This window comes from Streptomyces sp. NPDC039480 (assembly GCF_055597165.1).
Window position 1 is genome coordinate 41,301 of sequence record NZ_JBVITX010000001.1, and the last position, 23,190, is coordinate 64,490.

The 23,190-nt window shown below is 71.5% G+C and carries 18 protein-coding genes and 1 pseudogene; 12 read left to right on the plus strand and 7 right to left on the minus strand.

The window, feature by feature from the left end; translation table 11 throughout:
* Positions 1-69: 69 nt before the first annotated feature.
* Entirely contained in the window at positions 70-1,557 is a 1,488-nt protein-coding gene (locus tag ACZ56E_RS00200) for an MFS transporter (RefSeq protein WP_471209044.1), read from the minus strand.
* A 126-nt stretch (positions 1,558-1,683) separates the two neighbouring features.
* Here ACZ56E_RS00200 and ACZ56E_RS00205 point away from each other — a divergent pair, with 126 nt between their 5' ends.
* On the plus strand, positions 1,684-2,661 hold the full coding sequence (locus tag ACZ56E_RS00205; protein WP_471209047.1) for an Lrp/AsnC family transcriptional regulator: 978 nt from the start codon (positions 1,684-1,686) through the stop codon (positions 2,659-2,661).
* Here the strand turns inward: ACZ56E_RS00205 and ACZ56E_RS00210 are convergent.
* Positions 2,658-3,527 carry a LysR substrate-binding domain-containing protein gene (locus ACZ56E_RS00210; RefSeq protein ID WP_471209050.1) on the minus strand — a complete coding sequence of 290 codons (870 nt, stop codon included), beginning with the start codon at positions 3,525-3,527 and terminating at the stop codon, positions 2,658-2,660. The two genes, ACZ56E_RS00205 and ACZ56E_RS00210, sit on opposite strands and share 4 nt — an antisense overlap.
* 173 nt (positions 3,528-3,700) lie before the next feature.
* Here ACZ56E_RS00210 and ACZ56E_RS00215 point away from each other — a divergent pair, with 173 nt between their 5' ends.
* Positions 3,701-4,714 carry a bile acid:sodium symporter family protein gene (locus ACZ56E_RS00215; RefSeq protein WP_471211444.1) on the plus strand — a complete coding sequence of 338 codons (1,014 nt, stop codon included), beginning with the start codon at positions 3,701-3,703 and terminating at the stop codon, positions 4,712-4,714.
* Here ACZ56E_RS00215 and ACZ56E_RS00220 read toward each other — a convergent pair.
* The 4 genes and pseudogenes from ACZ56E_RS00220 to ACZ56E_RS00235 form a co-directional block, all read right to left on the minus strand.
* On the minus strand, positions 4,650-5,903 hold the full coding sequence (locus tag ACZ56E_RS00220) for a DUF4185 domain-containing protein (protein WP_471209053.1): 1,254 nt from the start codon (positions 5,901-5,903) through the stop codon (positions 4,650-4,652). The two genes, ACZ56E_RS00215 and ACZ56E_RS00220, sit on opposite strands and share 65 nt — an antisense overlap.
* A 10-nt stretch (positions 5,904-5,913) precedes the next feature.
* Positions 5,914-7,824 (minus strand): exo-alpha-sialidase, encoded by a 1,911-nt coding sequence (locus ACZ56E_RS00225; RefSeq protein WP_471209056.1) that lies wholly within the window; start codon positions 7,822-7,824, stop codon positions 5,914-5,916.
* Between the two features lie 216 nt (positions 7,825-8,040).
* Positions 8,041-8,889: a formate dehydrogenase accessory sulfurtransferase FdhD gene (fdhD, locus tag ACZ56E_RS00230; RefSeq protein ID WP_471209059.1), complete on the minus strand. Its 849-nt coding sequence runs from the start codon at positions 8,887-8,889 to the stop codon at positions 8,041-8,043.
* Between the two features lie 7 nt (positions 8,890-8,896).
* A pseudogene (locus ACZ56E_RS00235) lies at positions 8,897-9,061 on the minus strand (2Fe-2S iron-sulfur cluster-binding protein); the annotation flags it as partial.
* 187 nt (positions 9,062-9,248) lie between these two features.
* Between ACZ56E_RS00235 and ACZ56E_RS00240 the strand changes: the two are divergent.
* Positions 9,249-10,196, plus strand: a complete 948-nt coding sequence (locus ACZ56E_RS00240; protein ID WP_471209062.1) for a beta-ketoacyl-ACP synthase III — start codon at positions 9,249-9,251, stop codon at positions 10,194-10,196.
* Between the two features lie 27 nt (positions 10,197-10,223).
* Here ACZ56E_RS00240 and ACZ56E_RS00245 read toward each other — a convergent pair whose 3' ends face one another.
* Positions 10,224-10,688, minus strand: a complete 465-nt coding sequence (locus ACZ56E_RS00245) for a PaaI family thioesterase (RefSeq protein WP_471209064.1) — start codon at positions 10,686-10,688, stop codon at positions 10,224-10,226.
* A gap of 111 nt (positions 10,689-10,799) precedes the next feature.
* Between ACZ56E_RS00245 and ACZ56E_RS00250 the strand changes: the two genes are divergently transcribed.
* From ACZ56E_RS00250 to ACZ56E_RS00290, 9 genes are all read left to right on the plus strand, one after another.
* Positions 10,800-11,393: a GNAT family N-acetyltransferase gene (locus tag ACZ56E_RS00250; RefSeq protein ID WP_471209067.1), complete on the plus strand. Its 594-nt coding sequence runs from the start codon at positions 10,800-10,802 to the stop codon at positions 11,391-11,393.
* A gap of 231 nt (positions 11,394-11,624) precedes the next feature.
* Positions 11,625-12,806 (plus strand): ROK family transcriptional regulator, encoded by a 1,182-nt coding sequence (locus tag ACZ56E_RS00255; RefSeq protein ID WP_468603461.1) that lies wholly within the window; start codon positions 11,625-11,627, stop codon positions 12,804-12,806.
* Positions 12,807-12,947: 141 nt separating this feature from the next.
* On the plus strand, positions 12,948-14,465 hold the full coding sequence (locus ACZ56E_RS00260) for a sugar ABC transporter ATP-binding protein (RefSeq protein WP_471209070.1): 1,518 nt from the start codon (positions 12,948-12,950) through the stop codon (positions 14,463-14,465).
* Positions 14,462-15,481 (plus strand): ABC transporter permease, encoded by a 1,020-nt coding sequence (locus ACZ56E_RS00265; RefSeq protein ID WP_468603465.1) that lies wholly within the window; start codon positions 14,462-14,464, stop codon positions 15,479-15,481. The genes ACZ56E_RS00260 and ACZ56E_RS00265 overlap by 4 nt, the downstream gene beginning before the upstream one ends.
* Before the next feature lie 65 nt (positions 15,482-15,546).
* A complete protein-coding gene (locus ACZ56E_RS00270; RefSeq protein WP_468603467.1) occupies positions 15,547-16,587 on the plus strand; it encodes a substrate-binding domain-containing protein in 1,041 nt (346 codons plus the stop codon).
* A gap of 48 nt (positions 16,588-16,635) precedes the next feature.
* Entirely contained in the window at positions 16,636-17,865 is a 1,230-nt protein-coding gene (locus tag ACZ56E_RS00275; protein ID WP_471209073.1) for a Gfo/Idh/MocA family protein, read from the plus strand.
* 70 nt (positions 17,866-17,935) lie between these two features.
* Complete coding sequence (locus ACZ56E_RS00280) at positions 17,936-18,940, plus strand: sugar phosphate isomerase/epimerase family protein (RefSeq protein ID WP_471209075.1); 1,005 nt, start codon at positions 17,936-17,938, stop codon at positions 18,938-18,940.
* Positions 18,941-19,130: 190 nt separating this feature from the next.
* Positions 19,131-21,593 carry a PQQ-dependent sugar dehydrogenase gene (locus tag ACZ56E_RS00285; RefSeq protein ID WP_471209078.1) on the plus strand — a complete coding sequence of 821 codons (2,463 nt, stop codon included), beginning with the start codon at positions 19,131-19,133 and terminating at the stop codon, positions 21,591-21,593.
* Between the two features lie 15 nt (positions 21,594-21,608).
* Positions 21,609-22,997, plus strand: coding sequence for a ThuA domain-containing protein (locus ACZ56E_RS00290; protein ID WP_471209081.1), 1,389 nt, complete (start codon positions 21,609-21,611; stop codon positions 22,995-22,997).
* Positions 22,998-23,190: the final 193 nt, after the last annotated feature.

The window sequence follows — 23,190 nt, forward strand, 5'->3', positions numbered from 1 at the left end:
ATCTGTACGCAGCGGTCACGGCCCTCGTCAGCGGTCACGGCCCTCGTCCCCGCTTCACCCCTCGCCGGTTCACCGCGCTTCTTCGAGAACGCGCGGCTCCCGCTCCGGAGTTCCCGCCGCACCCCCGGGAGCCCCCGCCCGCACCATCACGAGCACCAGGACACCGGAGACCAGACCAGCCACCCCCGCCGCCAGCGACGCCCCGTTGAGGCCCGACGCGAAGGCCGCGCGCACCGCGTGCTCCGGCACCGTGCCGTGCAGGGCCGAGGCGCCGCCGCCCGCGACGGTGTGCGCCGCCTCCCGGCCGAGCGAGTCCTGCATGCGCGCGGTGAGCACCGTCCCGAACAGGGCGACCCCGACCGCGTACCCGAGCTGGCGGAAGGTGTTGACCGCCCCGCCCGCCATCCCGGCGTTCGCGGGCGGCACCGCGGCGAGCGCCGCCCCCGCGAGGGCCGGCGCGACCAGCCCCGCGCCGACGCCCGTGAGCGTGAGCCCCGGCGCGAGCGCGCCCCACGAAGACCCCGCGTCGAGCACCGCCAGGCACAGCCCGCCCGCGCCGATCAGCAGCAGCCCCACCCCGATAACGACGCGCGGCGCGACCCCGTGCAGCAGTCGCCCGGCGACCAGCGCCACCACGAACGACGTCGCGGCGAGCGGCAGCAGCACCAGGCTGCCGCGCACCGGGCTCATGCCGAGCACGGTCTGCAGCCAGATGGAGACGTACGGGACGACGCCGAAGGCGGCTCCGTTGTACCCGATCGCACCGATCAGCACCCCGGTGAAGGCGGGCTTGCGCAGCAGCCGCAGGTCGAGGAGCGGCTGCGCGACGCGCCGCTCGACCAGGACGAAGCAGAGCAGCGCCAGCGCCGAGACCGCGAAGGACGTCCCTGCGGCCGCCGAGGCCCAGCCGTCCACCCCGCCGCGCAGCACCCCGTACGTCCCCGCGCCCGCGAAGCACGCGAACGCCGCCGTGCCCGCCCAGTCGACCCGCCGCCCCTCGGGTCCCTTCGACTCCGGCACGACCCGCAGCGTCAGCCAGATCGACGCCACGCTGACCGGCAGGTTCACGAAGAAGATCCAGCGCCAGCCGGGCCCCTCCGTGAGCAGACCGCCCACGATCGGACCGAGCGCGGCCGACGCGCCGCTCACCGCGCCCCACACGCCGAGCGCGGCCGACCGGTCGCGCCCCTGATAGGCGGCGCCGAGCAGCGGCAGCGTCGTCGCGAGCATCGCGGCGGCGCCCAACCCCTGCACGGCACGCGCGGCCACCAGCAGGTCCGCGTCCGACGCGAGCCCGCAGCCCAGCGAGGCCACCGCGAACAGCGCGGTGCCGACGACGTTGAGCCGCCGCCTGCCGAACACATCGGCCGCGGCGCCGACGCCGAGCAGCAGCGCGGCCAGCGCGAGCGCGTAGCCGTCGATGACCCACTGCAGATCGCTCAGCGAGGCGTCCAGCGCCCGCGCCATGTCGGGCAGCGCCACGATCACGATCGTCACGTCCAGCAGCAGCATGAACGTTCCCAGAGACACCGCTGTGAGCGGCCCCCATGTACGCATTTCCTTGTTCCTCCGACTCCTCGTCCGACGTCTGTGGACGCCCTCGTACGATGAGCCGACGGCGAACGAAGCCGGTGTCAGGGAGGCGCTTGGCGCACGTATTCGACATAGAGGGGCTTCGCAGCGATGGAATCCGATGTCTTCGACGACCTCGACCTTCAGCTGCTGCACGCCCTGGAAGTCGACGGCAGGGCGCCCTTCAGCCGTATCGCGGGCGTCCTCGGCGTCTCCGACCAGACCGTCGCCCGGCGCTTCCGCCGCCTGCGCGCCGAGGCGGGGCTCCGCATCGTCGGGGTCCGTGACACGCGGCGGCTCGGCCACGACGAGTGGATGCTGCGCCTGCGCTGCACGCCCGACGGCGCCGAGGCCATCGCGGCGGCCCTGGCCCGCCGCCCCGACACGGCATGGGTCCACCTCACCTCGGCCGGCACCGAAGTGGTCTGCCTGTCGCTGCCACGCACCCCCGCCGCCTACGAGGACCTGCTCTTCGGCAAGCTCCTGCGCACCCGCAAGCTCATCGAGATCACCGCACACCAGCTGATGCACCGCTTCTACGGCGGCCGCACCGGCTGGATCGGCAAGCACCGCCCGCTCTCCGACGAGCAGGTCGCCGCGCTCGGACCCGCCGAGCCGCCGACCGTGCCGGGCCCCGCCCGCATCACTCCCGACGACGAGCCCCTGGTCGCCGCCCTGAAGGCCGACGGCCGCGTCACCTACCCCGAACTGCAGCGGCTCACCGGCCGCTCCGAGTCCTCGGTCAAGCGCCGCGTCGCCGCGCTGCTCGGTTCGGGAGCCCTCTACCTCGACACCGAGTACGACACCGCGCGCTTCGGCTTCACCACCGCCGCGATGCTCTGGGTCACCGTCGCGCCGGGCGCGCTCGACCGGGTGGGCCGTGCGATGGCCGGGCACCCCGAGGTCGCCCACGTCTCCGCCGTCACCGGGTCGGCCAACCTGATGGCGAGCGTCCTGACCCGCGACACCGACGAGCTCTACGCCTATCTGAGCGGCTCTCTCGGCTCGCTCGACGGGGTGCGGCACGTCGAATCGGCGCCCTATCTGCGCCGCTTCAAGGAACTCACGTACCCACGGCCGCTGCGTTAGCGCCCGCCGCGGTGCAGCCGGTCCCCGCCCGCCAGGATCGCCGCCGCCAGGGCGTCCGCCGCGTCCTGGGCCGGCGCGCGCCGCTCGCCGTGCAGCAGCACGAAGTCGACCTGGCCGAGCTCCGGCAGGCCCGCGCGGTCGGGGACGCGGACCAGGCCCGGCGGGACCAGGCCCCGCGAGTGAGCCATCACGCCCAGTCCCGCGCGGGCCGCCGCCACCAGGCCGTTGAGGCTGCCGCTCGTGCAGGCCACACGCCAGGCGCGGCCCCGCCGCTCCAGCGCCTCGAAGGCGAGGGCGCGGGTGATGCCGGGCGGCGGATAGACGATCAGCGGCACCGGCCGGTCCGGGTCGAGGCGGAGCCGCTCGGCACCGATCCAGACCAGGTCGTCCTGCCACACCAGCTCGCCGCGCGGGTCCTCCGGGCGCCGCTTGGCGAGCACCAGGTCGAGCTTGCCCGCGTCCAGCTGCTTGTGGAGCGTGCCGGACAGCTCGACCGTCAGCTCCAGGTCGACGTCGGGGTGGTCGTGCCGGAAGGTCTCCAGGATGTCGGTGAGCCGCGTGAGGACGAAGTCCTCGGAGGCCCCGAATCGCAGCCGTCCGCCGAGGCGCTTGCCCGCGAAGAATGCCGCCGCCTGTTCGTGCGCCGCCAGGATCCGGCGGGCGAAGCCGAGCATGGCCTCGCCGTCCTCGGTCAGCTCCACGCTGTGGGTGTCGCGGGTGAACAGCTGACGCCCGGCGGCGTCCTCCAAGCGGCGCACGTGCTGACTGACGGTGGACTGGCGCAGATTCAGCCTGCGGGCGGCCCGCGTGAAGCTCAGCGTCTGGGCGACCGCGAGGAATGTGCGGAGCTGTGAGGGGTCGTACACGCCGACCAGCCTAGCCCGCCTATCGCGGAGCGTGATGACAGTCAGAGCGGTGTACGGGATTCCCGATCACCCGGCTCCGGAGGATCATGGGAAGGGCACGTCCGTACGAAAGCGGGGGCCGCCCCGCACCGAGAGCATGGAGCACCGTGAAACGCCTGAAGTGGCCGTCCTGGATGCCGGTCGACCCGTACATCGTGGCGTTGCTCGCGACCGTGGGCCTCGCGGCCCTGCTGCCCGCCCGCGACACCGCCGCCGATGTCGCGTCCGGCGCCTCCACCGGGGCCGTCGCGCTGCTCTTCTTCCTCTACGGCGCCCGGCTCTCCACCCGCGAGGCGCTCGACGGGCTCAAGCACTGGCGGCTCCACGTCACGGTCCTCGCCTGCACGTTCGTCGTCTTCCCGCTGCTCGGACTCGCGGCGAAGGGACTCGTCCCGTACGTCCTGACGCTCGCCCTCTTCAGCGGCTTCCTCTTCCTCACGCTGGTGCCCTCGACGATCCAGTCGTCCATCGCCTTCACCTCGATGGCCCGCGGCAACGTCCCCGCGGCGATCTGCGCGGGCTCCTTCTCCTCGCTGGCCGGCATCGTGCTCACCCCGCTGCTCGCGGCCGCCCTGCTCGGTGACAGCGGCGGCGGCTTCTCGGCGGACTCGCTCCTCAAGATCGTGCTGCAGCTGCTCGTGCCGTTCCTCGCCGGGCAGTTCCTGCGCCGGTGGGTGGGCGGCTTCATCGCCCGCCACAAGAAGATCCTCGGATACGTGGACCGCGGGTCGATCCTGCTCGTCGTCTACACCGCGTTCAGCGAGGGCATGGTCGAGGGCATCTGGAGCCAGGTGCACCCGTTGCGGCTGCTCGCGCTGCTCGGCGTCGAGGTGGTCCTGCTGACCGTCATGCTCACGCTGACCTGGTACGGGGCGAAGCGCCTCGGTTTCGGCAGGGCCGACCGCGTCGCGATCCAGTTCGCCGGGTCGAAGAAGTCCCTGGCGGCCGGACTGCCCATGGCGAGCGTCCTGTTCGGCGCGGACGCCTCGCTGGCCGTGCTGCCCCTGATGCTCTTCCACCAGATGCAGCTGATGGTCTGCGCGGTCATCGCCAAGCGCCGCTCGCGCGATCCGCAGGAGTTCGTCAGCGAGCCCCCGTCAGCCGCAGGGAGACGAACCGCGGCCGGTACAGCGACACGTTCCGGGTGACGTTCGCCTGCGCGTTGGCGGGCGTCGCGTCCAGCCAGTTGACGTCGTAGCTGAGCACGACGCGGCCGTCGCCGCCGAGCGCCGGATGGGCCTGCGGGTTGTAGGCGGCTGTCTCCTGACGGACGGCGCTGTCCTTGGGCAGGGGGGCCTCGAAGGCCTTGGTGGGCCCGTGCCAGGGGCCGGTGGGGGAGCAGGACCAGTACGAGGTGACGGTGGTCAGGCCCTCGGTGCCCGCCGCCATGGTGAACAGCACATACGTCCCGTCGTCCCGCACCACCGTGAACGCGCTGCCCACCCCCTTCCGCTTCCCGTCCCCGAGCACCGGCTTCGGCGTCACGTCGTGGCCCCACGCCTCGCCGTCCCAGTACTCCCAGGCGCCGGGCTCGGCGAGGCTGCCGCGCGGGACACGCGCCACATGGGCGTCCGACGAGGGGCGCGAGGTCGCCTGCGCGTCCGTCCCGCCGAAGACGTACGTCCAGCCGTCGTCGTCGACCGCCGCCGCGCCGTACAGGACCCGCTTCTCCGGATCGGCGACCGACCGCTGGTCCGAGACCTTGGTGATGCTTTCGACGCGCAGGTCGGGCAGCGAGAGCGTGGCGACCTCCGTGGCGACGGGGACGCCGTAGATCCAGGGGCCCTGGCTCGCCATGCGGTTCCACAGCAGGACGCGCACCACGCGCTCGTCCGAGCCGGACGAGCGGGGCTCCACGCGGGCCGCCACCGGCCAGCGCCACTCCTGCGGCGCCGGGTCGGGGAAGAGCGGCGCGGCGAGAGTGCGCTGCAGGGCGCCCGAACGGGACATCACCACGGCCGAGTTGCGGACCATCGGCGTGTTCGGGTCGCGCCAGGTGTGCGGCTGGCCCGCCTGGTTCGGGGGCGCGTGGACCCGGCCGAGGAAGGTGTCGGAGAACAGCCACAGCACGCGCCCGTCCGGCAGCCGCACCGAGTGGGTGCCGTCGCCGCCGGTCCAGTCGTCGGTGCGCGTCATGTCGTCGCCGTAGCGCGCGAACTCCCCGGTGGACCTGTCGTCGGCGGTCCAGGAGGCGACGGTGCGGGGTCTGCATGCCGCATCGCCCTCCCGGTCGTCGTCCGGGAGGGCGATGAGCAGTACGGCCGCGCAGACCAGGGCGAGCAGCAGGACGAGCCAGACGCTGCGCGGCCACGTCGCGGGACGTTGACGGGCGGACACGCCGGGGACGTTAGTTGCTGCCGCGCACCCGGTCCATGGGGAGTCGCACGACGGTGTCCCGTGTCACAGGGGGATCGGCAGTGCGCAGGGCCCCCACGTCGGCGTCGTCCAACGCCCTGTCGTACACCCTCACTTCGTCGATCGCGCCGGTGAAGTGCGCCCGGCTGTCGAGCCGTTGCCCGACGTGCACGCCGAACGGGGAGTTGCGGCTGACCGAGCCGGGCACGTCCGCGGCGGTGACCTGCTCGCCGTCGAGGAAGAGCGTCAGCCGGCCGGCGCCGCGGCGCAGCGCGACGTGGTGCCACTCGCCGTCGTTGTACGCGCCCGTCGTGCGCACGAACGCGGACCTCGGCGGCGCGGCGCCGTCCCGCGTCGTGATCAGGCCGGTGACACGGTCGCTCGCGGGCTCGCCGCGCAGCCACACCTGCGGCTGGTTGGTGCCGATGCCGCCCATCCACAGCAGTGGCTGCTCGCCGGTCGTCGCGGAGTAGCGGAACCAGAGCGAGGCCGTGAAGTCCTCGGCGCCCAGCGGCAGTCGGCGCTGATACGGCAGCCGTACGGCGTCGTCCACGCCGTCGAAGGAGATCGCCCCGCCGAAGCGGCCCGGGGTGCCTCGCGCTCCGCCGAGCACGGCGGCGGGCCGGGCGCCCGGCGCGTGGTCGCGGGTGGTCGGATCCGGGCCACGGCGCGGCTTCAGCCAGTCCTCGGTGAAGCGTGCGAAGCGGATCTCGTCGCGCGCGTCCACCGCGCCGCCCTCGTACATCAGGCCCACGTGGGTCCCGTCGGCCCGCACCATGTCGGAGTAGCCGGACCAGTCGGTGGTCACCGTGGTGCCGCGGTCGACGCTGTCCCAGGTGCGGCCGCCGTCGTAGGAGGAGCGGATCTGCATCGTGCGGCGGCGGTCGGGGTCGGCGGGGCAGGCGAGCAGCATCCGCTTGCCGAACTGGAGGGTGGAGCCCTGCACTTGGGGAGTGTAGAGGTCGGGGATCGCGCGGAAGGGTGCGACGAAGGAGTCGCCGCCGTCGCGGCTGACCGTCTGGGTGCGGTGGCCGAGGTCGGTGCCGTCCTGTTCGCGGCCGCTGACGTGGATCGCCCCGTCCGGCCGTTCGGTGATGGTCATCTCGGACGGCTTCTGCCGGAAGGTGCCCTCGGCCGGTATCGGGTACGAGTCCGTGGCGCCGATCTTCCAGTGGTCGCCGCCGTCGTCGCTGACGATCAGCGCGGCGTGGTTGGCGGTGACCCGGTTGCCGTCCCACGTCTCGGTGTTGGCGGTGAAGACGAGCCGCCCCGCGTGCCGGCCGCGGGTCAGCTGGAGTCCGTGCACGGGGCCGGTCGCGTACCAGGAGTTCCAGTCCTTCGGCAGGATCTGGTCGCTCAGGTCACGCGGCGCCGACCAGCTGCGGCCGTCGTCGTCGCTGTACTGCAGATGCGGGGTGCGGTCGCACGGCACGTCGCAGTTCTTGTTGTCCGTACGCCCCGTGTTGTACGTCTCCGCAAGGAGGATCCGGCCGGTCTCGCGGTCCACGACCGGCGCCGGATTGCCGTGGGTGTCGCCCGCGCCCTCGTTGACGACCTGGAGCGGGCCCCAGGTGCGGCCGCCGTCGTGCGACCGCTTGAGCACCAGGTCTATGTCGCCCGCGTCGCCGCAGTCGTTGACCCGGCCCTCCGCGAAGGCGAGCAGCGTGCCCTTGGTCGTCCGCACCACGGCCGGGATGCGGAAGCAGGCGTAGCCGGGGTCCCGGTCCGCCTTGAACAGCACCTGCTGCTCGAACGGCGGCGGCTCCGCGGCGGCCCGGGCCGCCCGCGCGGCGGGCGCGGGCAGCAGTGCGCCCACGGCTACCGCGGTCACGGCGGCGGTGACGGCACGGAGCGATCTGAGGCGTCCGTGACGTCCATGGCGTGCAGGGGGGCTTGATGACATGGTGCGGTCCGCCTTTCATGGCGACGGCGACTCATGGCGGTGACGACGCGGGGGTTCGGCATGCCCGCACAACGGTCGAACAGGCGACCGGACATCCGGACATCCCACGTCCAACGTACGCGGACAGACGCTACTTGCGGGCTCCGACACCCCACAAGAAGCGTGCGTCAGGGGATCGGCACGGACCTCCGTGCGGAGGCAGGGGCCCGGCCGTGGTCAGCCCTGGGCGGCCGAGGCCCGGAGGGCGACGCGGTGCTCGCCCGCGTACACGTTCATGGAGGAGCCCCGTAGGAAACCGATCAGCGTGAGCCCCGTCTCGGCGGCCAGGTCGACGGCGAGCGACGACGGCGCGGAGACCGCGGCGAGCACCGGGATGCCCGCCATCACGGCCTTCTGGGCCAGCTCGAAGGAGGCGCGGCCCGAGACGAGCAGGACGGCGCGGGACAGCGGCATGTCGCCGTTCTGCAGGGCGCGGCCGACCAGCTTGTCGACGGCGTTGTGCCGCCCCACGTCCTCGCGTATGTCGAGGAGCGCGCCCTCCTCGTCGAAGAGCGCCGCGGCGTGCAGACCCCCGGTCCTGTCGAAGACGCGCTGCGCCGCGCGGAGCCGGTCGGGGAGACTCGCGAGCAGCTCGGTGCCGAGCAGGACCAGAGGCGTGTCGGCGATGGGGAAGCGCGCCGTGGTGCGGACCGCGTCCAGGCTCGCCTTGCCGCACAGGCCGCACGACGAGGTGGTGTAGACGTTGCGTTCGAGCGTGATGTCGGGGAGGACGACGCCCTCGGCGGTCTGCACGTCGACCACGTTGTACGTGTTGGAGCCGTCCTCCCGCGCACCGGCGCAGTAGACGATCGACCGCAGGTCGTCCGCCGAGCCGAGCACGCCCTCGCTCACCAGGAAGCCCGCCGCGAGCGCGAAGTCGTCGCCCGGGGTGCGCATGGTGATGGCGAGCGGCCTGCCGTTCAGCCGGATCTCCAGGGGTTCCTCGGCGACGAGGGTGTCGGGCCGCTCCGAGACGTGACCGTCCCTGACGCGGATCACCTTGCGTCGCTCCGTGACTCGTCCCATGTCCTGATCAGTCCCGGTTCTGTACGTGCTGGTGGCCGAAGCGGCCCTTGATGCGCGGGTTGCCGTGGGTCACCGGGTTGTCGTGCGGCGAGGTGACCTCGACGATCTCATTGTCCTGCACGCGCAGGGTCGGGTTGCAGCCGACTCCGCAGTACGCGCACGCCGAGTTGGTCCGCGCCTACGGCGTACAACCTGTACGGACTCGCACACAAGGTCACCCCGCTCTTCAGAGGGTGACCACATCATGAGAAGCATCCAAACCCTGCGCTCCTTTCCTGTCGCATTACGTGCACCGTTACTCGTGAGTCGCTGACCAAACTGGAGGGTCCCGCATCTTCGGCAACAAGGGGGACCCGTACATGCACGGCTCGCGCATCGCCGCTGTAGGCCACTATCAGCCCGCCAGAATCCTCACCAACGAGGAGCTGGCGAGCAGGGTCGACACCAGCGACGAGTGGATCCGGTCCCGGGTGGGCATCCGCACCCGGCACATCGCGGGCCCGGAGGAGCCGGTCGACGAGCTGGCCGCGCACGCCGGCGGCAAGGCCCTGGCCGCCGCGGGTCTGACCCCCGACGCCATCGACCTGGTCCTGGTCGCCACCTCCACGGCCATCGACCGCTCGCCGAACATGGCCGCCCGGGTCGCCGCGCGGCTCGGCGTCCCCGGCCCCGCCGCCCTGGACCTCAACGTCGTGTGCGCGGGCTTCACGCACGCGCTCGCCACCGCCGACCACACCGTGCGGGCCGGGGCCGCGACCCGCGCCCTGGTCATCGGCGCGGACAAGATGTCCGAGGTCACCGACTGGACGGACCGCACCACCTGCGTGCTGACCGGCGACGGCGCGGGCGCGGCCGTCGTCGAGGCGTGCGGGCCCGGCGAGGAGCCCGGCATCGGTCCCGTGCTGTGGGGCTCGGTGCCCGAGATGGGCAACGCCGTCCGCATCGAGGGCACGCCGCCGCGCTTCGCCCAGGAGGGCCAGAGCGTCTACCGCTGGGCGACGACCCAGCTGCCGCCCCTCGCCCGCGCGGCCTGCGAGCGCGCCGGGCTGACCCCGGCCGACCTCGCCGCCGTCGTCCTGCACCAGGCCAACCTCCGGATCATCGAGCCGCTCGCCGAGCGCATCGGCGCCGTGAACGCCGTGGTCGCGCGCGATGTCGTCGACTCCGGGAACACCTCGGCGGCGAGCATCCCGATGGCGCTGTCCAAGCTGGTGGAGCGCGGCGAGGTCAGCTCCGGAGACCCGGTCCTGCTCTTCGGCTTCGGTGGCAACCTCTCGTACGCGGGACAGGTCGTGCGCTGCCCGTGAAGTCGTAGAACCGCCCCCCGCCGGACATCATGCGGGCCCACACCGAGCACACCCGTCAGACGTACCGCCGGCGCGACCGGGGCTGAGCACCGCCTGCGTCTGCGTCGTCTGCCCCGCGAGGCGCCCCCCGTCGTCGTACACCTCGGTCTGTACGACGACGAAGGAGCCGCCGACGTGCAGGGGACGGGCCACCGCACGGGCCGTCCCGGAGCGTACGGCCCGCAGGAAGTTCGTCTTGGACTCGACCGTCGCCGTGGCCGCGCCCGAGGGCAGATTGAGGAACGCGCACACCGCGCCCGCCGTGTCGGCGAGCGTCATCAGCGCCCCGCCGTGCAGCATGCCGCCCACCGTGCACAGCTCCGGCGACCACTCCAAGATGCCCTCGACACGGTCGGGTCCTGCCTCCGTCAAGGCGATGCCGAGGTGCGCGGCGAAAGGGACAAGCGCAATTAGTTGGGCTGGCGCTTCGTTCTGAGGCAGGGTGTCCGACATGGGGTGACCTTCCACTCGGGGCCGCGGCGGATCACCATCGTGCGGCGCGGTTCCGGAGTCGTCGATTACCTCAGAGGTAGGGCACGGACCACCGGGACAGGGAGAAGCCACATGAGTACGGATCACCGCATACGCCCCTTGATCGAGCAGGACGTGCCGGTGGCCGTGCACACCCTCGCGCGCGCCTTCGCCGACTATCCCTTCACGCGCCACGTCGTCGCCGACGACGGCCACGAGGAGCGGATCCGTCGCTTCCAGGAACTCTTCCTGACCCGCATCGGGATGGTGTACGGGCGCGTCTGGGTCGCGAACGCCGGGCGTGCCGTCGCCGTCTGGACCACGCCGGACCGCGATCCGGCGCCGGGCTTCGCCGCGGTCGGCCCGCTCATCGGGGAGCTCGCGGGCGACCGCGCGCCCTGGTTCGAGTCGGCGGAGCGCGCGCTGCTGCCGCACCGCCCCCAGTACCCCGCGTGGTTCCTCGCCACGGTCGGCGTCGACCCGGACGAGCAGGGCAAGGGCCTCGGCGGCGCGGTGCTCGAACCCGGCCTGGCGGCCGCCGACCGCGCGGGCTTCCCCTGTTTCCTGGAGACGTCGACCGAGCGGAACGTGGCGTTCTACGAGCGGCTCGGCTTCACCGTCACGGCCGACGTCCCACTGCCGGACCACGGCCCCCGCACCTGGTGCATGCTCCGGAAGCCGGCCTAGGAACGCTCCGGAAGCCGGCCCAGGAACACGGCCGTACGCCCCTTTGTCCTGTGACTGGAGAAAGTCATGGGTAATTCGCGCTCAACTTCTTCCCAGCCCCGGCAGGCACTGCTACGTTCCCCTCGAAAGCCTGAAGGAAGCCCCACGGCGACGGCGACCGCACCACGGCACGCCGGCCGGCGGGCAACGGCATGGAAAGCCCGATGAGGCGGGGAGGGGCGCGTGAGACGTATGACGGCTCGACCCGCCAACACGCACCAGGCACGCCTGTTGCGCCTGTTGCGTGACGGAGGACCCAACTCCCGCGCCCAGCTGGGCGATCAGATCGACCTCTCACGGTCCAAACTGGCCGTGGAGGTCGACCGGCTCCTGGAGACCGGACTCGTGGTCGCCGACGGACTCGCCGCCTCGCGCGGCGGCCGCCGCTCCCACAACATCCGCCTGGCCCCGGCCCTCCGCTTCCTCGGCGTGGACATCGGCGCGACCTCGGTCGACGTCGCGGTGACCAACGCCGAGCTGGAGGTCCTCGGCCACATCAACCAGCCCATGGACGTGCGCGAGGGCCCGGTCGCGGTCTTCGAGCAGGTCCTCGCCATGGCGGCCAAGCTGAAGGCCTCCGGGCTCGCGGAAGGGTTCGACGGCGCCGGCATCGGCGTCCCCGGACCGGTCCGCTTCCCGGAGGGCGTGCCGGTCGCCCCGCCGATCATGCCGGGGTGGGACGGCTTCCCCGTCCGGGAGGCCCTCAGCCAGGACCTCGGCTGCCCCGTCATGGTCGACAACGACGTGAACCTCATGGCGATGGGGGAGCAGCACGCGGGCGTCGCACGCTCCGTGGGCGACTTCCTCTGCGTCAAGATCGGCACGGGCATCGGCTGCGGCATCGTCGTCGGCGGTGAGGTCCACCGCGGTACGACGGGCAGCGCCGGCGACATCGGCCACATCCAGTCCGAACCGGACGGACGCCCCTGCGCCTGCGGCAACAAGGGCTGCCTGGAGGCCTACTTCAGCGGCGCGGCACTCGCCCGCGACGCCGAGGAGGCGGCCAGGGAGGGGCGTTCGGCGGAGCTCGCCACGCGGCTCGACGAGGCGGGACGGCTCAGCGCCGTCGACGTCGCGGCGGCCGCCGCCGCGGGCGACGCCGCCGCGCTCGACCTCATCCGCGAGGGCGGCAACCGCACCGGCCAGGTCATCGCGAGTCTCGTCAGCTTCTTCAACCCCGGCCTCGTGGTGATCGGCGGCGGCGTGACCGGCCTCGGCCACACGCTGCTCGCCGCGATCCGCACCCAGGTCTACCGCCAGTCGCTGCCCCTGGCGACCGGCAACCTCCCCATCGTCCTGGGGGAGTTGGGCCCCACCGCCGGCGTCATCGGCGGCGCCCGGCTCATCAGCGACCACCTGTTCTCACCGGCCTGACCGACCCCGCACCGGTCCGGCCCGACCCGTACGGAACGTAGCGCCACCTCGTCCGGCACAGCGCCCCACCCCGCCCTGCCCTGTTCCACCCTGCCCTGAATCCGTCCTGCCCTGCTCCGGCCGCCGCCGAGGGGAACCGTCATGGCACCAGAACCACCCCTGCTCACCATGTCCGGCATCACCAAGTCGTTCCCCGGGGTCCGCGCCCTCGACGGCGTCGACCTCCAGGTCCAGGCCGGGGAAGTGCACTGCCTACTCGGCCAGAACGGCGCCGGGAAGTCCACCCTCATCAAGGTCCTCGCGGGCGCCCACCAGCCCGACGGCGGCGAGATCACCTGGCGCGGCGAGCGCATCACGCTCCGCTCGCCGATCGCCGCCATGCGGCTCGGCATCGCCACCATCTACCAGGAACTCGACCTGGTGGAAGGCCTCTCCGTCGCGGAGAACGTCCACCTCGGGCACGAGCCGACAGCCGCCGGATTCGTGGTGCGCGGCAGGGAGGCGAGGGCCTCAACAGCCGCTCTACTCAAGCGACTTGGGCACGCGGAGATCGATCCGGGGTGTCTCGTCGGTGACCTCTCCGCCGCCCAGCAGCAGATCGTCTCGATGGCCCGCGCGCTCTCCCACGAGGTGCGCCTCATCGTCATGGACGAGCCGTCCGCCGCCCTCGACCCCGACGAGGTCGACAACCTCTTCCGCATCGTCGGCGACCTCACGGCGGAGGGCGTCGCCGTCGTCTACATCTCCCACCGCCTGGAGGAGATCCGCCGCATCGGCGACCGCGTCACCGTCCTCAAGGACGGCCGTGCCGTCGCGGGCGGACTGCCCGCGGAATCCACCCCGACCAGGGACGTCGTGGCGCTGATGACGGGCCGCAACGTCGAGTACGTCTTTCCGGACCGCCCCGCCGAACCGCCCGTAGGGCCACCGGTGTTGACCGTACGCGGACTGTCCCGGCGTGGCGAGTTCGAGCCCCTCGACCTCGAGCTGCGCCCCGGCGAGATCGTGGGCCTCGCCGGACTCGTCGGCTCCGGCCGCTCCGAGATCCTGGAGACGATCTACGGCGCCCGCAAACCCACCACCGGCCAAGTGGTCGTGGACGGGCAGGAGTTGCGGCCGGGCAGCGTGCGGGCCGCCGTCCGCGCGGGGCTCGGACTCGCCCCCGAGGAACGCAAGGCGCAGGCCCTCCTGATGCTGGAGTCCGTCACCCGCAACGTATCGGTCTCGACCATGTCCCGCTTCTCGCGCGGCGGCTGGCTCGACCGCGGTGCCGAACGCGAGGCCGCGCGCGCCGCGACGCGCGAGCTGTCGCTGCGCCCCGACGACCCCACCGCCCCCGTGCGCACCCTGTCCGGCGGCAACCAGCAGAAGGCCGTCCTCGCCCGCTGGCTGCTGCGCGGCTGCCGCGTCCTGCTGCTCGACGAACCGACCCGAGGCGTCGACGTCGGAGCCCGCGCCGAGCTGTACGCGGTGATCCGCAGGCTCGCCGACGAGGGCCTCGCCGTGCTCCTCGTCTCCAGCGAAGTACCCGAAGTGCTCGGCCTCGCCGACCGCGTCCTGGTGCTCCGCGAGGGCCGCGTCGTCCGCACCGCACCCGCCCGTGACCTCGACGAACACCGCGTACTCGACCTCGTCCTCGAAGGGAGCCCGGCGGCATGACCCAGCCAGCCCCGGCGGCCGAGGCCGCCACCCGCAAGAGCGCCCCCGCCGACGGCGGCAGCCCGTGGCGCGCCACTCTGGCCCGCGCCGACGTGCGGACGCTTTCGCTGCTCGGCGTGCTCGCCACGCTGATCGTGATCGGCGGCATTACCCAGCCCGACTCGTTCCTCGACACCGACAACGTCCAGCTGATCCTCACCCAGGCCTCCGTCATCGGCGTCGTCACCGTCGGCATGACCTTCGTGATCATTTCCGGTGGCATCGACCTCTCCGTCGGTGCGATCGTCGCGCTCGCCTCGGTGTGGGCGACGACGGTCGCCACCCAGGAGTACGGCTTCGCGGGCATCCTCTTCACGGCCGTGGTCGTCGGCATGGGGTGCGGCCTGGTGAACGGCCTGCTCATCGCGTACGGCGGGATAGTGCCGTTCATCGCCACCCTCGCCATGCTGGCCGCGGGCCGCGGTCTCGCCCTGCAGATCACCGACGGCAAGACCCAAATGGTCACTGTGGACGGGGTGTTGGACCTCGGCCTGCGCGAGTCGTACATCCTCGGCATCCCGCCGCTGGTCCTGGTCTTCGCCGCCGTCACCGCCGTCGGCTGGCTGCTGCTGAACCGCACGACCTTCGGGCGGCGCTCGGTCGCGGTCGGCGGCAACGCGGAAGCGGCGCGGCTGGCCGGCATCGACGTCCGCAGGCAGCGGCTCTATCTGTATCTGCTCTCCGGCCTGTGCTGCGGCATCGCGGCCTTCCTGCTGATCATCCTCTCCGGCTCGGGCCAGAACACCAACGGCAACCTGTACGAACTCGACGCCATCGCCGCGGTGATCATCGGCGGCACCCTGCTCAGCGGCGGGCGCGGCACGATCACCGGCTCCGTGCTCGGCGTGCTGATCTTCACCACGATCACCAACATCTTCGCGCTCAACAACCTGGAGACCGCGACCCAGCAGATCGCCAAGGGCGCGATCATCGTCGCCGCGGTGCTCGTCCAACGACGCACGGCCACCACCACCTGAGCTGATCCGGCCACCACCGCTTGAGCTGATCCGGCCCACCACTTCCTGAGCTGAGGGGTTCACCCATGCCATCCCACACGAGCCGCAGAGGGCTCCTCTTCGGAGCCGCCGCCCTGTCCACCGGAGCCCTGATCACGGGGTGCACCAGCAACGAGTCCAAGGACGAGGGGTCCGAGGACACGGCGCAGCAGGTCGCCGACGACAAGCCGGGCAAGAAGGTCACCATCGGCTTCGCGGGCCCCCAGGCCGACCACGGCTGGCTCAACGCCATCAACGACAACGCCAAGAAGCGGGCCGAGAAGTACTCGGACGTCACGCTGGAGGCCACCGAGGGCTCGAACGACACCGCGGCCCAGATCGGCCAGGTCGAGACGCTGATCAACAAGAAGGTCGACGTCCTAGTCGTGCTGCCCGCCGACGGCAAGGCCCTCACCCAGGTCGGCCTGAAGGCCATGAAGGCGGGCATCCCCGTCGTCAACCTCGACCGCGTCTTCGCCTCGCCGCAGGCCTACCGCTGCTGGATCGGCGGCGACAACTACGGCATGGGCCTCAGCGCCGGCCACTACATCGGCGAGAAGCTCAAGGACAAGAAGAACGCCCGCGTCATCGAGCTGGCGGGCATCGACAACCTCGAACTCACCAAGCAGCGCACGAAAGGGTTCGACGACGCCCTCAAGAACTACCCGAACATCAAGAAGGTCGCCCGCCAGGCAGCCGAATTCACCGTCGAGTCGGGACAGTCGAAGATGTCCCAACTCCTCCAGGCCCAGAAGAACTTCGACGCCCTGTGGAACCACGACGACGACCAGGGCGTGGGCGCCCTGCGCGCCATCAAGCAGGCGGGCCGCGACGACTTCCTGATGGTGGGCGGCGCGGGCGCGCTCTCCGCGATGCAGGCCATCGAGGCGGACGACAGCGTCCTGAAGGCCACCGTCCTCTACCCGCCCACGATGGCCGCGTCCGCGATCGACCTGGCGCGCGCCCTCGGTCAGGGCAAGGGCGTCAGCGGCATGGCGGAGTTCGAGATCCCGTCCTTCGTCACCTGCTACTCGGCCGTCGTCGACAAGGAGAACGTCGGCCAGTACATGTCCACCGGCTTCAAGTGATGCGCGCTCCCGCACCCCCCACCGAGCGTCGACGAGGAGGATTACCGCATGCGTGAGACGGAGACGGTTCCCGAGGCCGGTGAGCGGCCACTGGGAGCAGGTGCCGGTAAGCGGCCACTGGGAGTGGGCATGGTCGGCTACGCCTTCATGGGTGCCGCCCACTCACAGGGCTGGCGCACCGTGGGGCGAGCCTTCGACCTGCCGGTGCGGCCGGTGCTCTCGGCCGTCTGCGGCCGTGACGGCGAAGCCGTGCGTGCCGCCGCCGACCGGCTCGGCTGGGCCGCCGCCGAGACCGACTGGCGCGCCCTGATCGCCCGCGACGACGTCGATCTCGTCGACATCTGCACGCCGGGCGACAGCCATGCGGAGATCGCCGTCGCCGCCCTGGAGGCGGGCAAGCACGTGCTGTGCGAGAAGCCGCTCGCGAACACCGTGGAGGAGGCCGAGGCGATGGCCGAGGCCGCCGAACGGGCCCGCGCACGGGGGCAGGTCGCCATGGTCGGCTTCAACTACCGCCGGGTGCCCGCCCTCGCGCTGGCCCGCCGGATGGTTGTGGAAGGACGCCTGGGTGCCCTGCGGCATGTGCGTCTGACGTACCTTCAGGACTGGCTGGTCGACGCCGGCTTCCCTCTCACCTGGCGGCTGCGCAAGGACCGTGCGGGCTCCGGGGCGCTCGGCGACCTGGGGGCGCACATCGTGGACCTCGCGCAGTACCTGGTGGGGGAGCCGGTGGCCGGGGTGTCGGCGCTCACCGAGACCTTCGTACGCGAACGTCCCGTCCTGGACGGTCCGTCCAGCGGGCTCACGGCGGCGGGCGGCGGCCGGCTCGGGGCGGTCACGGTCGACGACGCGGCCGTCTTCACCGGGCGGTTCCCGTCCGGCGCCCTCGCCTCCTTCGAGGCGACGCGCTTCGCGGCCGGCCGCAAGAACGCGCTGCGGCTCGAACTCAACGGCTCGGACGGGTCGTTGGCGTTCGACCTGGAGCGCCTGAACGAACTCTCGTTCCACGACCACACCGAACCCGCCGCGTCGTCCGGCTTCCGCCGCATCCTCGTGACCGAGCCCGAACACCCGTATCTGGACGCGTGGTGGCCGCCCGGCCACGGCCTCGGCTACGAGCACACCTTCGTGCACCAGGCCCGCGACCTGCTGCACGCCATCGCCACCGGCGCGCGGCCCGAACCCTCCTTCGCCGACGGCTTGTCCGTGCAGCGGGTGCTCGCCGCGGTGGAGGAGAGCGCGGCGAAGAACTCCGTGTACACGCTGATCCCTGCCTGATGTCCGGCCTGATCCCTGTCTGATCCGCGCCTGATGCCCGCCCGGTTCCCGCTCCGAGGAGGCCTCCGCCATGCCCCGTAGGTTCACGCTCTTCACCGGCCAGTGGGCCGACCTGCCGCTCGAAGAGGTCTGCGGATACGCCCGCGACTTCGGCTACGACGGCCTCGAACTCGCCTGCTGGGGCGACCACTTCGAGGTCGACAAGGCGCTCGCCGACCCGTCCTACCTGGACGGACGGCACGCACTGCTCGACAAGTACGGGCTCAAGTGCTGGGCGATCTCCAACCACCTCGTGGGCCAGGCCGTCTGCGACGCGATCATCGACGAGCGGCATCAGGCGATCCTGCCCGCCCGCATCTGGGGCGACGGCGAGCCGGAGGAGGTGCGGCAGCGGGCCGCCGCCGAGATCAAGGACACGGCGCGGGCGGCCGCCGCCTTCGGCGTCGACACCGTCGTCGGCTTCACGGGCTCGTCGATCTGGCACTTGGTTGCGATGTTCCCGCCGGCCCCCGAGTCGATGATCGAGCGCGGGTACGAGGACTTCGCCGAGCGCTGGAACCCGATCCTGGACGTCTTCGACGAGCACGGCGTGCGGTTCGCGCACGAGGTGCATCCGTCGGAGATCGCGTACGACTACTGGACCACGCACAAGGCACTGGAGGCCGTCGGCCACCGTCCCGCCTTCGGTCTGAACTTCGACCCGTCCCATTTCGTGTGGCAGGACCTCGACCCGGTCGGCTTCCTCTACGACTTCAGGGACCGCATCTACCACGTCGACTGCAAGGAGGCCCGGCGCCGCCTGGACGGCCGCAACGGCCGCCTCGGTTCGCACCTCCCGTGGGGCGACCCGCGCCGCGGCTGGGACTTCGTGTCGGCGGGCCACGGGGACGTGCCCTGGGAGGACGTCTTCCGGATGCTGCGCTCCATCGCGTACGACGGGCCGATCTCCGTGGAGTGGGAGGACGCGGGCATGGACCGGCTCCAGGGCGCCCCGGAGGCGCTGACGCGCTTGAAGGCGTACGACTTCGAGGCGCCGACCGCCTCCTTCGACGCGGCGTTCGGCGGCTCCGACTAGTCCGGACCCGAATCGGGTTTGTCCATTGACAGGAAAAAGTTCAACTTCCGTCCTGCACAAGGGCTTTCCGCCCGGGACAAACGTGGCTACCGTCCCTGAGGTGTACAGGACATGAGTGGTCCGGGGTGACGGCGCACCCCGGCGCACGGCGCACACACCCCGTACGACCGTCCCCCTCCGGAGGAACACCGTGCACAGGAAACGCCCGAGACTCCGCAGCACACTCGCCCTGCTCACCGGCACCGTGCTCACCGGCGCCACCCTCACCTTCGCCGTCCCGCAGGCCGGCGCCGCCCCGGCGGACCCGCCCGCGACCGCCGCCCCCGTCGCCGAGGACTTCCAGCAGGTCACCCTCGCCAAGGGCGAGCCCGAGACGGGTGAGCCGATGACGCTCTCCGTACTTCCCGACCGCTCGGTCCTGCACACCTCCCGCGACGGCACGCTCCGCCTCACCGACGCGGCGGGCAACACCAGGATCGCCGGGAAGATACCGGTCTACACGCACGACGAAGAGGGTCTGCAAGGCGTCGCCATCGACCCGAAGTTCAGCGAGAACCGCGCGATCTACCTCTATTACGCGCCGCCGCTGGACACCCCGGCGGGCGACGCCCCGGAGAACGGCACGGCCGAGGAGTTCAAGAAGTTCGACGGCGTGAACCGGCTCTCCCGCTTCGTCCTCAAGGCCGACGGCACCCTGGACAACGCCAGCGAGAAGAAGGTCCTGGACGTCCCGGCCAGCCGCGGCACCTGCTGCCACGTCGGCGGTGACATCGACTTCGACAAGGAAGGCAACCTCTACCTGTCGACGGGCGACGACTCCAACCCCTTCGCCTCCGACGGCTTCACCCCCATCGACGAGCGCGCCGACCGCAACCCCGCCTTCGACGCCCGGCGCAGCGCCGGCAACACCAACGATCTGCGCGGCAAGATCCTGCGCATCAAGGTGGCCGCCGACGGCAGCTACACGGTCCCCGACGGCAACCTCTTCGCCAAGGGCACTGAGAAGACCCGCCCCGAGATCTACGCGATGGGCTTCCGCAACCCCTTCCGCATGAGCGTCGACAAGCCGACCGGCATCGTGTACGTCGGTGACTACGGGCCCGACGCCGGCGCGGCCGACCCCAAGCGCGGCCCCGCGGGGAAGGTCGAATTCGCCCGCGTCACCAAGCCGGGCAACTTCGGCTGGCCCTTCTGCACCGGCAAGAACGAGCCCTACGTCGACTACGACTTCGCCACCGGAACCTCCGGCGCCACCTTCGACTGTGCCGCCCCCAAGAACGACTCGCGGCACAACACCGGACTGACCGAGCTGCCGCCCGCGCAGGAGGCCTGGATCCCCTACGACGGCGGATCCGTCCCCGAGTTCGGCACCGGCTCCGAATCCCCGATGGGCGGCCCCGTCTACCGCTACGACGCGGCGAACACCTCCCCGGTGAAGTTCCCCGAGGCGTACGACGGCGACTACTTCGCCGGTGAGTTCGGCCGGCGCTGGATCAAGCGCATCGAGCATGGCTCGGACGGCACGGTACAGTCCATCAACCCCTTCCCCTGGACGGGCACCCAGGTGATGGACATGGAGTTCGGACCCGACGGCGCCCTCTACGTCCTCGACTACGGCACGGCCTGGTTCGGCGGCGACGAGAACTCCGGCCTCTACCGCATCGAGAACGCCACGGACGGCCACTCCCCGGTCGCCGAGGCGAGCGCGTCGGTGACCAGCGGCCAGGCACCGCTGCGCACGAAGTTCACCGCCAAGGCGACGGACGCCGACGGCGGGACGCTGACCTATGCGTGGGACTTCGGCGACGGCGGCAAGTCCACCCAGCAGAACCCCACGTACACGTACAAGAAGAACGGCGTCTACACGGCGACCGTGACCGTCAAGGACTCCACCGGCCGCACCGGCTCGGCGAGCGCGCACATCACCGTCGGCAACACCGCGCCCAAGGTCACCCTGGAACTGCCGGGCGACGGCCAGCTGTTCACCTTCGGCGACAAGGTGCCCTTCAAGGTGAAGGTGACCGACCCGGAGGACGGCCCGGTCGACTGCGCCAAGGTCAAGGTCACCCACATCCTCGGCCATGACAGCCACGGCCACCCCGTCACCTCGGCCAACGGCTGCTCGGGCACCATCCAGACATCGGCGGACGGCGAGCACGACCCGAACGCCAACATCTTCGGAGTCTTCGACGCCGAGTACACCGACAAGGGCGCCAACGGCCAGCCCGCGCTGACCACCCACGACCAGAACGTCGTCCAGCCCAAGCACCGCCAGGGCGAGCACTTCAACAGCTCCAAGGGCGTCTCCGTCGTCAACCACACCCCGGCGCACGGCGGCAAGACCGTCGGTGACATCCACAACGGCGACTGGATCTCCTTCAAGCCGTACATCCTCGGCAACGCCACCAAGCTGACCGCCCGGGTCGCCTCGGCCGGGTCCGGCGGCACCCTCGAGGTGCGCAGCGGATCCGCGGGCGGCAGGCTGCTGGGCAGCGCGAAGGTGACACCGACCGGCTCGTGGGAGACGTATGTCGACGTGAGCACGGCCATCAACAAGCCGCCGACGAGGACCACCACGCTCTATCTGGTCTTCAAGGGCAGGGGCTCGGGCTCGCTCTACGACCTGGACGACTTCACCTTCACCACCAGCTGAGGAAGGGGCGAGACCATGCGCAGACGCGCACGGCTCATGACCGCGACCGCGGCCGCCGCACTGCTCATCGGGTGCGTGTCGGGCCCCGCGGCGTCCGACCCGGGATCGAAGCGTGAGGGAGAACGGGTCCTGGTCTTCTCCAAGACCGCGGGCTTCCGGCACGACTCGATCCCCACCGGCATCGCGGCCGTCAAGGAACTCGGCGCCGCGAACGGCTTCGCCGTCGACGCGACGGAGGACGCGGGTGCCTTCACGGCCGCGAACCTGGCCAAGTACGACGCCGTGGTCTGGCTGTCGACCACCGGGGACGTCCTGAACGCCACACAACAGGCGGCCTTCGAGCGGTACATCCGCGGCGGCGGCGCCTACGTCGGCGTGCACGCCGCGGCCGACACCGAATACGACTGGCCCTTCTACGGCGGGCTCGCGGGCGCCTACTTCCAATCGCACCCGGCGATCCAGCCCGCGAAGGTCCACGTCGAGGACCACGCGCACCCGGCCACCTCCCACCTGGGCACCGGGAGCTGGGACCGCACCGACGAGTGGTACAACTACCGCGCCAATCCCCGGGACAAGGCCCGCGTCCTCGCCTCGCTCGACGAGACGTCGTACACGGGCGGCACGATGTCGGGCGACCACCCGATCACCTGGTGCCAGAGCGACTACCAGGGCGGCCGCTCCTTCTACACCGGCGGCGGCCACACCAAGGAGTCCTACGCCGAACCGGCCTTCCGGCAGCACCTGCTGGGCGGCATCCGCTGGGCCGTCGGCGCGGCCCAGGCGGACTGCCGACCGGAGAAGGGCTACACACCGCTCTTCGACGGAACGGCTGCGTCCCTGGAGGGGTGGAAGCAGGCGGGCCCGGGCTCCTTCGCACTGAAGGAGGACGACGGGACGCTGACGACCACCGGCGGCATGGGCATGCTCTGGTACGACCGGCGGGAACTCGGCTCGTACTCCCTCAAGCTCGACTGGCGCATGCGCGGCGACGACAACTCCGGGATCTTCGTGGGCTTCCCGCGCTCCGACGACCCCTGGTCGGCCGTGAACAACGGCTACGAGATCCAGATCGACGCCACCGATGTCCCCGCGAAGACCACGGGCTCCGTCTACGGCTTCAAGTCCGCCGACCTGAAGAGGCGCGACAAGGCGCTGAACCCGCCAGGGGAGTGGAACACCTACGAGATCCGCGTCGAGGGCGAACGCCTTCGCGTCTACCTCAACGGCATCAAGATCAACGACTTCACCAACACCGACCCGGCGCGAAGCCTGCGCCAAGGGCACATCGGCATCCAGAACCACGGTGACGCCGACGAGGTCTCCTTCCGGAACATCCGGCTGAAGGACCTGCCGACTCGCCACGCCGAGGCACCCGCACCGACCGGCCCCGGGGCCGGCCGCTAGACGACGGCGGGCGGAGGACGCCGGACCTCCGCCCGCCGTCTTGCACCACACACCGCACACCGTGCACCGCACACCACACACCGGACACCGTGCACCGCGCTCTGTCCGTCCAACTCGGGTACGAGCTCTTGAGCCATGGCAGGAGGCAGCCGTGTCCACATCCGCGACCTCTACATCAGCGACCGCTACATCC

Excerpts from the sequence above, each read along its gene's own strand:
- ACZ56E_RS00200 (WP_471209044.1), bottom strand. The coding sequence starts at position 1,557 with ATGCGTACATGGGGGCCGCTCACAGCGGTGTCTCTGGGAACGTTCATG.
- ACZ56E_RS00205 (WP_471209047.1), top strand. The coding sequence starts at position 1,684 with ATGGAATCCGATGTCTTCGACGACCTCGACCTTCAGCTGCTGCACGCC.
- ACZ56E_RS00215 (WP_471211444.1), top strand. The coding sequence starts at position 3,701 with ATGCCGGTCGACCCGTACATCGTGGCGTTGCTCGCGACCGTGGGCCTC.
- ACZ56E_RS00225 (WP_471209056.1), bottom strand. The coding sequence starts at position 7,824 with ATGTCATCAAGCCCCCCTGCACGCCATGGACGTCACGGACGCCTCAGA.
- fdhD (WP_471209059.1), bottom strand. The coding sequence starts at position 8,889 with ATGGGACGAGTCACGGAGCGACGCAAGGTGATCCGCGTCAGGGACGGT.
- ACZ56E_RS00240 (WP_471209062.1), top strand. The coding sequence starts at position 9,249 with ATGCACGGCTCGCGCATCGCCGCTGTAGGCCACTATCAGCCCGCCAGA.
- ACZ56E_RS00245 (WP_471209064.1), bottom strand. The coding sequence starts at position 10,688 with ATGTCGGACACCCTGCCTCAGAACGAAGCGCCAGCCCAACTAATTGCG.
- ACZ56E_RS00250 (WP_471209067.1), top strand. The coding sequence starts at position 10,800 with ATGAGTACGGATCACCGCATACGCCCCTTGATCGAGCAGGACGTGCCG.
- ACZ56E_RS00255 (WP_468603461.1), top strand. The coding sequence starts at position 11,625 with ATGACGGCTCGACCCGCCAACACGCACCAGGCACGCCTGTTGCGCCTG.
- ACZ56E_RS00260 (WP_471209070.1), top strand. The coding sequence starts at position 12,948 with ATGGCACCAGAACCACCCCTGCTCACCATGTCCGGCATCACCAAGTCG.
- ACZ56E_RS00265 (WP_468603465.1), top strand. The coding sequence starts at position 14,462 with ATGACCCAGCCAGCCCCGGCGGCCGAGGCCGCCACCCGCAAGAGCGCC.
- ACZ56E_RS00270 (WP_468603467.1), top strand. The coding sequence starts at position 15,547 with ATGCCATCCCACACGAGCCGCAGAGGGCTCCTCTTCGGAGCCGCCGCC.
- ACZ56E_RS00275 (WP_471209073.1), top strand. The coding sequence starts at position 16,636 with ATGCGTGAGACGGAGACGGTTCCCGAGGCCGGTGAGCGGCCACTGGGA.
- ACZ56E_RS00280 (WP_471209075.1), top strand. The coding sequence starts at position 17,936 with ATGCCCCGTAGGTTCACGCTCTTCACCGGCCAGTGGGCCGACCTGCCG.
- ACZ56E_RS00290 (WP_471209081.1), top strand. The coding sequence starts at position 21,609 with ATGCGCAGACGCGCACGGCTCATGACCGCGACCGCGGCCGCCGCACTG.